This window comes from Nocardioides sp. NPDC054178 (genome assembly GCF_055585005.1).
Window position 1 is genome coordinate 368217 of the sequence record NZ_JBVJKY010000004.1, and the last position, 13173, is coordinate 381389.

Genomic DNA, 13173 nt, shown 5'->3' on the forward strand with positions numbered 1-13173 from the left:
CCACGGCTTCCTCTTGACATGAAAAAGCCTAAGCACTTAAATATTAACCACTAAGAGAAAGGAGTCGGAATGTCGATCGCAACACTGCACTCGCTGCGCAGCGTCCAGCTGCAGGTGCCGACCCTGACCGAGTCGACGGACTTCTACTCCGAGGTCTGGGGCCTCTCCGTCGTCGAGCAGGACCATGACGACACCTGGCTGCGCGGCACGGGGGAGAACCACCACGTCCTGCAGCTGACCCGCGCGGCGCGCAACGGCCTCGGCGCCATCTCGTTCGCGGTGCGTACGCCGGCCGAGGTCGACGAGGCCGCTCGCCGGCTCGCCCTCCGCGGCATCCCGATGCTCACCGAGCCGGGTGCCCTGGATCAGGCGGGCGGCGGCTACGGCATCCGCTTCGCCGACCCCGAGGGCCGGGTGATCGAGCTCGTGGCCGACGTCCACGCCGTGAAGCCGCTCGACCGCGACCGTCCGGTGCCGATCGGGGTCACCCACGTGGTGCTCAACACCGTCGACATCGACCGCGCGGTGGCCTTCTACACCGACGTCCTCGGGATGCGGGTCTCGGACTGGTCCGAGCACCAGATGGCGTTCCTGCGCTGCAACACCGACCACCACAGCATCGCCTTCAACCAGGCGGCCTGGACCTCGGTCAACCACGTCGCCTACGAGATGCCGAGCATGGACCACTTCATGCGGGGCATCGGCTCGCTCAAGCAGCAGGGCGTCACCCCGCTGTGGGGCCCCGGCCGCCACGGCCCGGGCAACAACACCTTCTCCTACTTCGCCGACCCTGCCGGGCTGGTGTGCGAGTACACCTCCGACGTCGCCCAGGTCGTCGAGGACCAGTGGCTGTGCAAGGTGTGGCGCCGCGTCCCCGAGCTCTCCGACCTGTGGGGGACGGCGGGCCCGCCGTCCAAGGACGTACGCAGCCACATGGCCGGCATCCAGGACGCGGGCGTCTTCGCCGATCGTCCCGACCTGGCCGCCTCGTACGCTCCGGCGGCTCGCGAGCTCGCGGAGGTGGCCCGATGACGAAGGTCAGCATCATCGGCGCCGGAGCCATCGGCCGCCCCGTGATCGAGGCGCTGGTGGCCGGAGCGGTCGAGGACGTCGAGGTCGTGGGCGTCGTCAACGACACCCCGGTCGGCGAGTGCCCGGTGCCGCAGATCCGGCTCGCCAAGGCGATCGAGAGCAGCGACGTGATCGTCGAGTGCGCGGGGCAGGCGGTCGTCTCCGTTCACGGGGCTGAGATCCTCGAGGCCGGCCGCGACCTGCTGATCACCTCGGCGGGCGCCCTGGCCGATCCCGATCTGGTCGCCAGGCTCCAGGCTGCCGGTCCGGGGCGGATGTTCATCACCTCCGGTGCCATCGGCGGCATCGACCTGCTGGTCAGTGCGGCCAGCCACGGTGCCGTGCACCGCGCGTCGGTGACCACCACCAAGCTGCCCGCGACCCTGTTGCAGCCGTGGATGGACGACGAGACCCAGGAGCGGGTCCGCGCCGCGACCGAGCCGACCACGATCTTCGAGGGCTCCGCCGCGGAGGCGGCGCGCTACTTCCCGCGCTCGCTCAACGTCGCCGCCACCGTCGGGCTCGCGGTGGGCGACCTGGAGCTGGTCGAGGTGCGTCTGGTCGCCGACCCGGCCGCTTCGCTGACGAGCCACGTCATCGAGGCGGACGCGGACGCGGGCAGCTACCGCTTCGAGATCCGCAACCACCCCTCGGCCGCCAATCCGCGTACGAGCGGTGTGGTCTCGCGCGCCGTGGTCCGGTCCCTGTCCATGCTCGTCGGCCGCCCGGTCGGCGCGGTCAGCATCATCTGAGGCCGCGATGACGACCACCACGCTCCGTACGACCGGGGTCCATGTCGAGGACACCGGCAGCGGCCCGACCATCCTGTGCCTGCACGGGATCGGCTCGAGCTCGGCCTCGTTCGCGCCCCAGATCGCCGCGCTCGCCGGCGAGTTCCGGCTCCTGGCCTGGGACGCGCCCGGCTATGCCCGCTCCGCCGACCCCGACACCTCGCTCGACCTCGACGGCTTCGCCGACGCGGCGGCCGCCGTCATCGAGGAGTACGCCGCGGCCGGCCCGGTCCACGTCCTGGGCGTCTCCTGGGGCGGGGTCATCGCGGTCCGGCTGGCGTCGCGCCACCCCGAGCTGGTCCGCAGCCTCGTGCTCGCCGACGCGAGCCGCGGCTCCGGCACGACCCCGGAGAAGGCTGCGGCGATGCGTGGACGCGCCGCCGAGCTGGAGGCCGCCGGGAGCGCCACCTTCGGGGGCGGCCGCGGCCCCCGGCTGGTGAGCGCGGCGGCCCCGGACGAGCTCGTCGACCGCGTCGTCGCCACGATGCGCGACTCGATCCGGCTGCCTGGCTACGGCCTGGCCGCCGAGTCGATGGCCGCCACCGACCTGACCCCCGAGCTCGCCGCCATCGACACCCCGACGCTCGTGCTCTGCGGTGACCAGGACCAGATCACCGGGATCACCGAGTCGCAGGCGCTCGCCGGCGGCATCCCCGACGCCGTCCTGGTGACCCTGCGCGGGGCCGGCCATCTGGCCAACCAGGAGTCGCCCGAGGCGTTCAACGCCTGGCTCTCCTCCTTCGTCGGGATCGTCGAGCGCCTCTACGGCTGACGTTCCCCTGAATCCACCCGAGAACGAAACACCGCACGAAAGGAACCACCCATGTCGATCACCCAGCAGCCCCTCACCTACGAGACGGCCGAGAGCCTGGAGGAGTTCACCGACTCCATCATCCTGACCCGCGCCTCCCGCCACGAGGACTGGGACACCCTCGGCTTCCAGGCCAAGGCCGGCGACCAGTTCAAGCGCGCCCAGGTCCGCTACGTCGGCTCCGGCGCGACCGGCAACCACGAGAACGACAACCGCACCATCAAGTCGCAGGGCTTCACCTTCTCCAACATGCTGCTGCCCCCGGGCGGCGAGGGCCCCGAGCACACCCACCACGACGCCGAGGAGGCCTTCTTCGTGCTCGAGGGCGAGGTCGAGGTCGGCGTGCACCGTGACGGGCAGGTCGTCAAGCGCACCCTCGGCTACCGCGACATGATCGTGGTGCCGGCCGGCGTGCCGCGGAGCCTGAAGAACAACGGCGACACCGACGCGCTCTTCTGCGTGATCATCGGCGCCCAGAAGCCGCAGGTCCCGACCTACCCGGAGACCTCCGCGATGCACGGCGTCACCCGGGACTGACCGATGAGTCTCGACGGTGCACCGGTTCTGGTCACGGGCGCGGGTCGCGGCCTCGGGCTGGCGATCTCCCGGCGCCTGGCCCGGGCCGGTGCCCGGGTCTGGCTCGCCGACATCCGTGAGGACTGGCTGGAGGCGGCCGGGGCCACCCTCCGCGAGGAGGGCCACGACGTCTCGACCGTCCCGGTCGACGTCACCGACCACGCCTCGGTGCGGGCGATGGTGAAGGAGACCGGGCCGGTCTACGGTCTGGTCAACAACGCCGCCCGCGCCGACGGGGTCGGCGGCAAGCCGGTCCACGAGATCGACCCCGCCGAGTGGGACTCGCTGATGGCGGTCAACCTGCGCGGCCCGTGGCTGGTCAGCCGCGAGGTCGTCCCCGGGATGATCGAGGCGGGCGGCGGCCGGGTGCTCAACATCGGTTCGGACTCGGCGCTCTACGGCTCGGCGAACCTCGCCCACTACATCGCCTCCAAGGGCGGTCTCGCGGCGCTGACCCGGGCGATGGCGCGCGACCTCGGCCCGCACGGGATCACCGTCAACACCCTGGCGGCCGGCCTCACCACCACCGAGGCCGCGCAGCAGATCCCCGAGCACCGCCACCAGCTCTACCGCGACAACCGGGCGCTGACCCGGGACCAGGAACCCGCCGACGTCGTCGGAGCCGCGGCCTTCCTGCTCGGCCCCGAGGCCGCCTACATCACCGGCCAGCAGCTCGTCGTCGACGGCGGCTTCGTCTTCCACTGACAGGACCAACAGACCATGGATCTCCATCTCGCCGATCGCACCGTGCTCGTCACGGGCGGCAGTTCCGGCGTCGGTCTCGCGACCGTCGCCGCCCTCCTGGAGGAGGGCGCGAACCTCATCACCTGCGCCCGCCGTCTCGACGTGCTCGAGAAGGCGCTCGCCGACCTCGGCGCCCCCGCCGACCGGGTGCTCGCGATGAGCTGCGACGTACGCGACGCCGACCAGGTCGCCGCACTGGTCGAGGCCGGGGTGGCCCGGTTCGGCGGGATCGACGGGCTGGTCAACAACGCCGGCCAGTCCCGGATGCTCGGGCTGGACAAGGCGACCGTCGCGGACTTCCGCGACGAGCTCGACCTCAAGTTCGGCGGTGTCCTGAACGTCACCGGCGCGACGCTTCCGCACCTGCGGGCCTCCGACGCCGCCGCGATCGTCACGATCAACGCGGTGCTCGCCCGCCAGCCGGAGCCGCGGCTGGTCACCACCTCGGCCGCGCGGGCCGGCCTGCTCAACCTGACCAAGTCGATGGCCGCCGAGTACGCACCCGACATCCGCGTCAACAGCGTCTGCCTCGGGCTGATCGACACCGGCCAGTGGCGCCGGCGCTTCGAGGCCGACGAGAACGCGACCTCGTACGAAGCCTTCGAGCGCGACCTCGCCGCCGACCGCGGCATCCCGCTCGGCCGGTTCGGCCGGGCCGAGGAGGTCGCCGCGATGGTCGTGACCCTGCTGTCCCCGCGCGCCTCGTACGTCACCGGCGCGGCGCTCGACGTGTGTGGCGGCGTTGCCCGCTACGTGGCCTGAGGAGACCGAGATGACCAACCTGACCACCGCCCCCGCACCCGATGTGGTGACCTACGCCGACGGCGGCAACCTGCTCGTCGCGGTGCTCCGCGAGGTGGGCGTCGACACCGTCTTCGGTGTCATCTCCGTCCACAACCTGCCGCTCGTCGAGGCGGTCTCGCGCGAGCTGCGCTTCGTGCCGGTCCGGCACGAGGCGAGCGCCGTCAACGCGGCCGACGGCTACGCCCGGGCGACCGGCGGCCTCGGCTGCGCGCTGACCAGCACCGGCACGGGCGCCGGCAACGCGGCTGGCTCGCTCATCGAGTCGCTGAGCTCGGCCACCTCGGTGCTGCACGTCACCGGCCAGGTCGAGTCGGCCCACCTCGGCTCGGGGCGAGGCTTCATCCACGAGACCAAGGACCAGCTCGGCATGCTCCGGGCTGTCTCGCTCGACGCCGTCACGGTGCCCTCGCTCGAGGAGTCGGCCGGCATCCTGCGTGCCGCCGTCGACCGGGCGCTCGGTGGGCGCGGGCGTGCCGGCGGCCCCGTGAGCGTCGAGTGGCCCATCGACCTGCAGTACCTGCCGCAGCGCGAGGTCGTCGAGGTCGTGGAGGATACCGAGGAGCCGGTCGCATCGCCCATTGAGCTCGACGCGCTGACCGAGCTGATCCTCGCCGCGGAGCGGCCGGTCATCTGGGCCGGCGGCGGTGTCGCCGAGGCCGGCGCGGAGCTGACCGAGCTGGTCGAGACCTGGGGCGCCGGCCTGCTGACCTCCAACTCCGGCCGCGGCGCGGTCCCCGAGGACCACCCGCTCGTGGTCGGCAACTACGGCGCCACGCCCGGCGGCGGCGAGCTGCTCACCGAGGCCGACCTGCTGCTCAGCATCGGCACCCACTTCCGCTCCAACGAGACCCGCGACTACGACCTCGTCCTGCCCGCGGTGCACGTCCAGGTCGACCTCGACCCGGCCGCGCTCGGGCGGGTCTTCCCGATCGCCGCCGGCGTGGCCGCCGACGCCCGCGACGTGCTTCCCGCGATCACCGCCGCCGTGCGCGAGCGCGGCCGTGGGCGGGTGGGGGAGAGCTGGCGGGCCCGGGTGACCCGGGCACGCCAGGACGTACGTGCCACCCAGCGCGAGGGGCTCGGCGACCACGCCGTGCTCGCCGACGCACTGCGCTCCGCGCTGCCGCGCCGGTCGGTGCTCGCCCGGGACGTCACCATCGCGTCCTCGTCGTGGGGCAACCGGCTCTTCGAGGTCTACGACCCCCGCGACAACGTCTTCCCCCGCGGCGGTGGCATCGGCCAGGGCCTCGGCATGGGGCTCGGCGCGGCGATGGGGCGCCACGACGAGCCGACCGTGGTCATCGCCGGTGACGGTGGCCTGGCCGTACATCTGGGTGAGCTGCTCACGCTCGCCCAGGAGAGGCCGTGGCTGGTGTTGCTGGTCTTCAACGACGGTGGCTACGGCGTGCTCCGCAACATGCAGGAGGCTCGGGGCGTCGACCGCGCCGGCGTCGACCTGACCACCCCCGACTTCGCCGCGCTCGCGGGCGCGCTCGGGCTGCCGTACCAGCGCATCGGCACCGCCGCCGAGGCCGCGCCCGAGCTCGGGCGGGCCGTCGCCCGGCGCGGACCGGTGCTCGTCGAGGTCGATCTGGCCTCGTTCGGCCCGATGCCGCGGCCGTTCACGCCACCGGTCAAGGTTCCCGACCCGACCACGAGGAGGTCGTCATGAGTCTCGCCACCGAGGAGCAGGAGCTGGAGCTCCTGGTCAAGCAGATGACCCTGGAGGCCGACGGCGTGCTCTCGCTGCGGCTCGTCCACCCCGGCGGCGGCCCGCTGCCGGAGTGGAGCCCGGGCGCCCACGTCGACCTGACCCTGAAGGGGTCGCTGGTGCGGCAGTACTCGCTGTGCGGCGACCCCGCCGACCGGGACAGCTACCGGGTCGCGGTGCTGCGCGAGCAGGCCGCCCTCGGCGGCTCGGAGTACGTCCACGAAGGGCTGCGCCCCGGCCACCGGCTGCGCGTGGTCGGCCCCCGCAACAACTTCGACTTCCTCCCTGCCGAGCGCTACGTCTTCGTCGCCGGCGGCATCGGGATCACCCCGCTGCTCGCGATGCTCACCGAGGCCGAGCGGCAGGGCACCGACTGGGAGCTGTGGTACGGCGGCCGCCGCGAGGACTCGATGGCGTTCCTCGACGAGCTGGCCGCGTACGGCGACCGGGTGACGGTCATCCCGGAGGAGACCCACGGCCGGCTCGACCTGGCCGCCGCGCTGCCGACGCCGGAGCCGGGCACGCTGGTCTACTGCTGCGGACCCGAGGGGCTGCTGGCCGCCGTCGAGGAGCACGCCGCCGGCTGGCCCGAGGGGACCCTGCAGGTCGAGCGTTTCAAGGCCAAGCAGATCGACGTCGACCCCGACGGCGAGCAGCCGATCGCCGTCGACTGCCGGCGCTCCGGTCGCGTGGTGCAGGTGCCCGCCGACGTACCGGTCATCGACGCCCTCGAAAGCGCCGGGATCACGGTCTCGAGCTCGTGCCGCGACGGGATCTGCGGCACCTGCGAGACCAAGGTGCTCGCCGGCACCCCCGACCACCGCGACTCCCTGCTCAGCGACACCGAGCAGGCGACCGGTTCCACCATGATGATCTGCGTCTCCCGGGCGCGGACCCCCGAGCTGGCGCTCGACATCTGATGCGCCGTACCGACTGCACACGAGGGAGAACACAGCAATGGGCTATCTAGCGCCGGTCCAGGCGGCGGTCGCCGAGACGACCCCGTGGGAGACCAAGCTCGCCGGTGCCATCGAAGAGGTCTTCGGTGGCGGGCGGCACGACCTGCCGGGTCTCGTCGACGGGCTCAACGAGCTCGGCATCCCGGCTCCCGGCGGCGGTCCGTGGACCGCCGAGGGATTCACGACAGCGATCGCCGAGCTCGCCGCGGCGGGGAAGCAGGAGGACTGAGCCATGGGACCGATGGTCAAACGACAGCTGAGCGCGGACCAGATCCTCGCGACCGGCCTGCGCAACCAGTGGTACGCGATCTGCCCCTCCGACATGGTGCCGCAGGGCGGCGTCCACAAGGTGCGCCGGCTCGGGATCGACTGGGTGCTGTTCCGGGAGTCCGACGGCACCCTGCGGATGCTCGAGGACCGCTGTCCTCACCGGGGCGCCCCGCTCTCGCAGGGACAGCACCTCGGCAGCAAGATCGCCTGCGCCTACCACGGCGTCCAGGTCGACGGCACCGGCAAGGTCGTCTCGGTGCCGGGGCTGCCCGGGTGCAACCTGGAGGGCAAGACCCTGGTGCCGAGCCCGCCGCTGCAGGAGCTGGGCGGTGCGATCCTCGCCTACATCGGCGACGAGCAGCACCCCGACCCGGCTCCGGTCGCGCTCCCGGACCCGCTGGTGGACGAGGAGGTCTCCTCGTTCCTCTGTTACGCCGAGTGGGACACCCCGTGGCGCTACGCCATGGAGAACCTGCTCGACCCGATGCACGGCGCCTTCCTGCACCGCGAGTCGCACTCGATGTTCGGGGGTGATGTCGAGGCCAGGTTCCGGATCCGCGAGACCGACCGCGGCTTCTTCTTCGAGAAGACCGACCAGCGCGGCGTGAACTTCGACTGGGTCGAGTTCTGCCGCACCGGCATCGACTGGGTCGACCTCTCCATCCCGTACCCGCCGACCGCCGGCCCCGGCGGCTCCTTCGGCATCGTCGGCATGGGCACCCCGATCGACGCCGGCACCACCGCCGTCTTCTTCTGGCGCTACCGCAAGGTCAGCGGCTGGGAGCGCGACGTGTGGCGCTTCCTCTACCGGACCAAGCTCGAGGCCCGGCACTGGCACGTGCTCGAGCAGGACCGGGTCATGCTGGAGGCGATGGCCGAGGACGCCGACCAGGCCGAGAACCTCTACCAGCACGACCTCGGTGTCGTGCGTCTCCGCCGGCTCTACAAGAAGCTCGCCGAGGAGCAGGCGGCGGCGCTCGCGCCGGCGGGCGTCAGCTGATCAGACCTCCTGGAGTGCTCGGGTGAGGCCGGCGGTGTCGATCCGCGTGCTGCGTCCGCCGGCCACCAGCACCTCGCCGGCCACGAGCACCGTGTCGATGATGCGCGGGGTGCCGGTGGTCAGCAGCGAGGCTCCCGGATCCGTGACGGGCAGGCACGCGAAGTCCCGCTCGAAGCGGATCAGCACCAGGTCCGCGGCACGTCCCTCGTACACGCCGCCGGCCGCCACCGGTGCGGTCCCGCCGAGCGCGGTGGCGGCACCGTCGACGGCCAGCCCCATCATGGTGGCGTAGTCGAACATGTCGGCTCGCCGGTGGGTTGCTCGTTGCACATAGGCGCCCGTACGGATCGTCTCGAGCATGTCCTGGCGGTCGTTCGAGCCGGCACCGTCCACGCCGAGGCCGACGGCGACTCCGGCATCGAGGAGCCGCTCGACCGGCGCGACCCCCGACCCGAGCCGCATGTTGGAGACCGGGTTCCAGGACACGCAGGCGCCGGCGGCGGCGAGTGCCGAGACGGCCCGGTCGGTCAGCTCGACGCCGTGCACGGCGAGCAGCCGCTCGCTGAGGAGATCACCACCGGCGAGCACGTCGATGGCCTCCTCACCCACGTGCTCACGGCACATGGCGTCGTCGATGCCCGTCTCGGCCAGGTGGATCATCGTGGTCAGGCCGTGCTGGTCGGCGTAGGCGCGGACCTGCTTCATGCCCTCGGTGGTCAGGCACCGTACGTTCGGCACCGCCAGCGCCGGGGCCAGACGCGACCCGGCGAGCCGGGCGCGCAACGCGTCGACGTCCGCCAGGGTCTCCTCCAGCGGCTTCAGCAACCGCGGGTCCATGCCCCACCTGCGGGAGGGGTCGGCCCGGTCGGCGACGCCGACGCCGAGAACGGCCCGGACCCCGACGTCCTCGAGGCCGCGGCGTACGGCCTCGAGGATCTCCGGGTCGCGGTGCGGCCAGCCGTGCTCGACGAGCGTCGTCGTCCCGGAGAGCAGACCCTCGAGCGCGGCGGAGACCGCGGCCGCGTAGGCGCGCTCGGGCGTGGTCGCCGCCATGGACTCGCCGACCGCGAGCAGCCAGGCGAGGAGCGGCTGCCCCTCGCCGACCCCGCGGCACAGCGCCTGCTGGAGGTGGGTGTGGGTGTTGGTGAAGCCGGGCACGAGGTAGGCACCGGACCCGTCGATCCTCGACCCGGTCCAGCTGCGTCCCGGGTCGTGCGGGCGTACGGCATCGACGGCTCCGTCGCGGAGGACGACGTCGCGATGTGCGACCCATGCCGTCCCGGACCACACGCTGACGTCGGTGATGGCGGCCGGGTGGGTCGTGGGTGCGCCCGAGCGCAGGTCGAGGTTCACGGCAGCTTGATGCTGTCGTCGACGAACCGGGCCGTGAAGAGGGCCTCGGCCTTCACGTCCTCGGGCACGGAGTTGCCCTGGGCGCGGATGATCGGCGCGACCTCCTCGACGAACGAGCTGGTCCGCTCGGCGTCGTAGCCGCCCAGGACCCCGTTCTCGTTCTCGATCAGCCCCTCCTCGGCGAGGAGCTTCGCGCTGTAGTCGGCCTCGCCGATGCTGTAGGGGAAGTACGTCGAGTCCGCCGCGACCACGTCGGTGATCACCTTGTTGGTGGCCTGCGGGTCGGTGACGTAGTCGGCGCTCGCCTGCTGGACGAGGGGCACCAGCCGCTCCAGGCAGGGAGCCTTCTCCTCGAGCCGGTCGGCCCGGACCGACAGGTTGGAGGCGTACGGGTCGTAGCCGACGTCCTTGAGGAGCTGATACCCGACCGGCTTGTTCCACGCCGGGGTGTCGTTCTCGTAGGTGTAGGGCTCGGAGTTGGCGAAACCCTGCTGCACGATCGTGGGCTCGGCGACGAAGCGGGCGGGGTTGCCGTCGTAGCTGGTGTCGACCTGGGCCTTCGTGGCGTACCCCTTCGCGACCAGCCAGGCGGGGAACGCCTGCTCGGGGGAGACCACCACGGTGGCGTCGCTCTCGGCCAGCTCGGTCAGGGAGAAGTCCTTGCCGTAGGTGTCCGGGTTCCACATCAGGATGGCGGGGGAGTGGGTGAGCAGCGGCGTCACCCCCACCACCGGCTGTTCGCCGGCCGCGGCGATCAGCTGGTCGGAGTGCACCAGGCCGAGGTCGATGCCGTCGTCGACGTACATCTGGGAAGTGACGGACTGGAAGCCGATCGCCGGCCCGCCGGCGCGCAGCGTGAGGTCGACCCCGGTGTCCTTGCCGTCCGCGACCAGGGTGCCGCTCACCGACTTGGTCTCGGGGTCGACCTGGTAGTCGGGGCCGAGCAGCTGGAAGAGCGCGCCCATGTCGGACTGCGGCTGCCACTGCAGCTGCACCACGACGCTCTTGCCGCAGACGTCGTCGAGCCGCTGGGCGCCGGTGGCTGCCACGAGAGCGTCCCCGGCGACGTTCTCGGCGTCGGAGGAGCATGCGGTCAGGGTCGAGATGGCCGCGAGGGCAGCCAGTCCCACGAGACCCAGACGTGCGGTCGTACGTCGGGCGCGGAGGTCGGGCGGGTTGGGCCGGGTCCAGGCATGGGGGGTCATCGGGATCTCTTTCGGACGTCGGAGCACAGCGGGATGTGCGTAACGCTGACCCGAGCGACGACGGTGCCGCAAGAGCACGTCGCTGCATGTAACAAGAACTTCACAGGCGATCTCTTGCGACGGATTACATGTAACTCGGACGATGGATGCCAACCGGGGCGCCCAGCTGGCTTCCCATGACCGGATCGAGGAGCAATGGCGAGAACGCGTGTCGTGGACACCACCGGCGGCGTGGGTGCGAGCCACCTGAGCGATGCCGAGCAGGTGTCGTTCGAGCAGGTGTCGATGGCGTACGCCACCGGAACCGTCGCCCTGCAGGACGTGTCGCTGCCGGTGCGGAGGGGCGAGTTCGTCGCGATCGTCGGCCCGTCGGGCTGTGGCAAGTCGACCCTGCTGCGACTGGCCGCCGGGCTGGAGCGACCCACGAGCGGGGCGGTCGTGGTCGGCTCGCCGTCGGTCGGCTTCATCTTCCAGGAGCCGAACCTGCTGCCCTGGGCCTCGGTCCGCCGCAACGCCGCGCTGCTGACCGAGCTCGCGGGCATGGACGCAGCGCTCCGCAAGGAGCGGGTGGCCGCCGCGCTGGCGGCGGTCGGTCTGGACGGGTTCGCCGACCAGCTGCCCAAGAGCCTCTCGGGCGGCATGCGCATGCGGGTGTCCCTGGCGCGCGCCATGGCCCTGGAACCGGAGGTGCTGCTGCTGGACGAGCCGTTCGGAGCGCTGGACGAGCTGACCCGCCAGGAGATGCAGATGCAGCTGCTGAGCCTCTACGACCGGGAGCGGTTCACGGCGCTCTTCGTCACGCACTCGGTCGACGAGGCCGTCCTCCTCGCCGACCGGGTCGTGGTCATGTCGCCCCGGCCGGGCCGCATCGCCGCCGTCGTCGACGTCGACCTGGCCCGCCCGCGAGGCCCCGAGCTCCGGTTCGAGCCCGCCTACGTGGACCGCGTCCGAACGATCGCCGAGCACCTTCGGAGGGACCGATGACCACCGCGACCGTGACCACCCCCGTCCGGCGGGCCTCCTCGGCGATGCCGGGCGACCTCCGGCGTGGCCTGCTCCGGCTGGGCGGGGCGAGCATCGTGCCCGCGGCCGCGGCCCTGGCGGGGGTCGCGGTGTGGTACGGAGTCAGCTATCTCCTGCTCAGCCCCGAGCGACGGTTCCTGCTGCCACCGCCACACCAGGTGTGGAGCATGTCGCTGGCCGACCCGGCGCATCTGAACCCGATGCTGGAGGGCCTGGCGGTCACCGCCAGGGTCGCGGGCCTCGGCTTCGTCTGTGCAGCCGTCATCGGGGTCGCCGTCGGTGCGGTGATGAACCAGGCGCGCTGGCTGGAGCGGGGGATCTATCCGTACGCGGTCCTGCTCCAGGTCGTGCCGATCCTCGCCATCGTGCCGCTGATCGGGCTCTGGCTCGGCTACTCCACCGCGTCCCGTGTCGTGGTGTGTGTGCTGATCGCGCTCTTCCCGATCATCACCAACACCCACTTCGGCTTCCGTTCGGTCGACCGTGGCCTGCACGAGCTCTTCGACCTGGGTAGGTCCTCCGGCTGGCAGCGGTTGGTCCGGCTCGAGCTTCCCGCCGCGCTGCCCTCGATCCTCACCGGCCTCCGCATCGCCTCGGGGCAGGTCGTCATCGGCGCCATCATCGGCGACATGTTCTTCGCCCAGGGCGAGGCGGGGATCGGGACCTTGATCAACGCCTTCCGCGCCCAGCTGCGCAGCTACGACCTCATCGCCGCGATCCTGCTGGCCTCGCTCTTCGGGATCGCCGTGTTCACCGTGTTCACCGCACTGAGCAGTGCGGCGGTCGGTCGCTGGCACAGCTCGGGCGAGCGCCGTTGAGCCGCCCGCTCCGCACCCCTCCCCACCGACCGGACCG

The 13173-nt window shown here is 71.9% G+C and carries 14 protein-coding genes; 12 read left to right on the forward strand and 2 right to left on the reverse strand.

Translation table 11 applies throughout. The annotated features are described in order from the left end of the window. Positions 1-69: 69 nt before the first annotated feature. Genes ACZ6WN_RS17665 through ACZ6WN_RS17710 form a run of 10 tightly spaced genes read left to right on the forward strand, consistent with a single transcriptional unit; the run spans position 70 to position 8737 of the window. Positions 70-1032, forward strand: a complete 963-nt coding sequence (locus tag ACZ6WN_RS17665) for a VOC family protein (protein ID WP_465866342.1) — start codon at positions 70-72, stop codon at positions 1030-1032. After that, the gene (locus ACZ6WN_RS17670; protein WP_465866344.1) at positions 1029-1823 is read left to right on the forward strand and encodes an aspartate dehydrogenase domain-containing protein; all 795 of its coding nucleotides are present in this window, start codon (positions 1029-1031) and stop codon (positions 1821-1823) included. Before ACZ6WN_RS17665 ends, ACZ6WN_RS17670 begins: the two co-directional genes overlap by 4 nt. A 7-nt stretch (positions 1824-1830) precedes the next feature. Beyond that, positions 1831-2634 carry an alpha/beta fold hydrolase gene (locus tag ACZ6WN_RS17675; RefSeq protein WP_465866345.1) on the forward strand — a complete coding sequence of 268 codons (804 nt, stop codon included), beginning with the start codon at positions 1831-1833 and terminating at the stop codon, positions 2632-2634. A gap of 51 nt (positions 2635-2685) precedes the next feature. Next, positions 2686-3210, forward strand: coding sequence for a cupin domain-containing protein (locus ACZ6WN_RS17680; RefSeq protein WP_091047114.1), 525 nt, complete (start codon positions 2686-2688; stop codon positions 3208-3210). Between the two features lie 3 nt (positions 3211-3213). Beyond that, entirely contained in the window at positions 3214-3954 is a 741-nt protein-coding gene (locus tag ACZ6WN_RS17685) for a 3-oxoacyl-ACP reductase family protein (protein WP_465866347.1), read from the forward strand. 15 nt (positions 3955-3969) lie between these two features. Then, the gene (locus tag ACZ6WN_RS17690; protein WP_465866349.1) at positions 3970-4755 is read left to right on the forward strand and encodes an SDR family oxidoreductase; all 786 of its coding nucleotides are present in this window, start codon (positions 3970-3972) and stop codon (positions 4753-4755) included. A gap of 10 nt (positions 4756-4765) precedes the next feature. After that, positions 4766-6469, forward strand: a complete 1704-nt coding sequence (locus ACZ6WN_RS17695) for a thiamine pyrophosphate-binding protein (protein WP_465866350.1) — start codon at positions 4766-4768, stop codon at positions 6467-6469. Next, positions 6466-7428, forward strand: a complete 963-nt coding sequence (locus ACZ6WN_RS17700; RefSeq protein ID WP_465866352.1) for a PDR/VanB family oxidoreductase — start codon at positions 6466-6468, stop codon at positions 7426-7428. The genes ACZ6WN_RS17695 and ACZ6WN_RS17700 overlap by 4 nt, the downstream gene beginning before the upstream one ends. Positions 7429-7465: 37 nt before the next feature. Further along, the gene (locus ACZ6WN_RS17705; protein WP_465866354.1) at positions 7466-7696 is read left to right on the forward strand and encodes a recombinase-like helix-turn-helix domain-containing protein; all 231 of its coding nucleotides are present in this window, start codon (positions 7466-7468) and stop codon (positions 7694-7696) included. A gap of 3 nt (positions 7697-7699) precedes the next feature. Beyond that, the gene (locus ACZ6WN_RS17710) at positions 7700-8737 is read left to right on the forward strand and encodes a Rieske 2Fe-2S domain-containing protein (protein ID WP_465866355.1); all 1038 of its coding nucleotides are present in this window, start codon (positions 7700-7702) and stop codon (positions 8735-8737) included. On the opposite strand, the gene ACZ6WN_RS17715 is transcribed toward ACZ6WN_RS17710, so the two are convergent. Continuing rightward, complete coding sequence (locus ACZ6WN_RS17715; protein WP_465866356.1) at positions 8738-10090, reverse strand: amidohydrolase family protein; 1353 nt, start codon at positions 10088-10090, stop codon at positions 8738-8740. After that, positions 10087-11295 carry a substrate-binding domain-containing protein gene (locus ACZ6WN_RS17720; RefSeq protein ID WP_465866358.1) on the reverse strand — a complete coding sequence of 403 codons (1209 nt, stop codon included), beginning with the start codon at positions 11293-11295 and terminating at the stop codon, positions 10087-10089. The genes ACZ6WN_RS17715 and ACZ6WN_RS17720 overlap by 4 nt, the downstream gene beginning before the upstream one ends. A 195-nt stretch (positions 11296-11490) precedes the next feature. Here ACZ6WN_RS17720 and ACZ6WN_RS17725 point away from each other — a divergent pair, with 195 nt between their 5' ends. Beyond that, positions 11491-12279: an ABC transporter ATP-binding protein gene (locus tag ACZ6WN_RS17725; RefSeq protein WP_465866360.1), complete on the forward strand. Its 789-nt coding sequence runs from the start codon at positions 11491-11493 to the stop codon at positions 12277-12279. Then, complete coding sequence (locus ACZ6WN_RS17730) at positions 12276-13136, forward strand: ABC transporter permease (RefSeq protein ID WP_465866361.1); 861 nt, start codon at positions 12276-12278, stop codon at positions 13134-13136. Before ACZ6WN_RS17725 ends, ACZ6WN_RS17730 begins: the two co-directional genes overlap by 4 nt. The last annotated feature ends 37 nt before the right edge of the window (positions 13137-13173 follow it).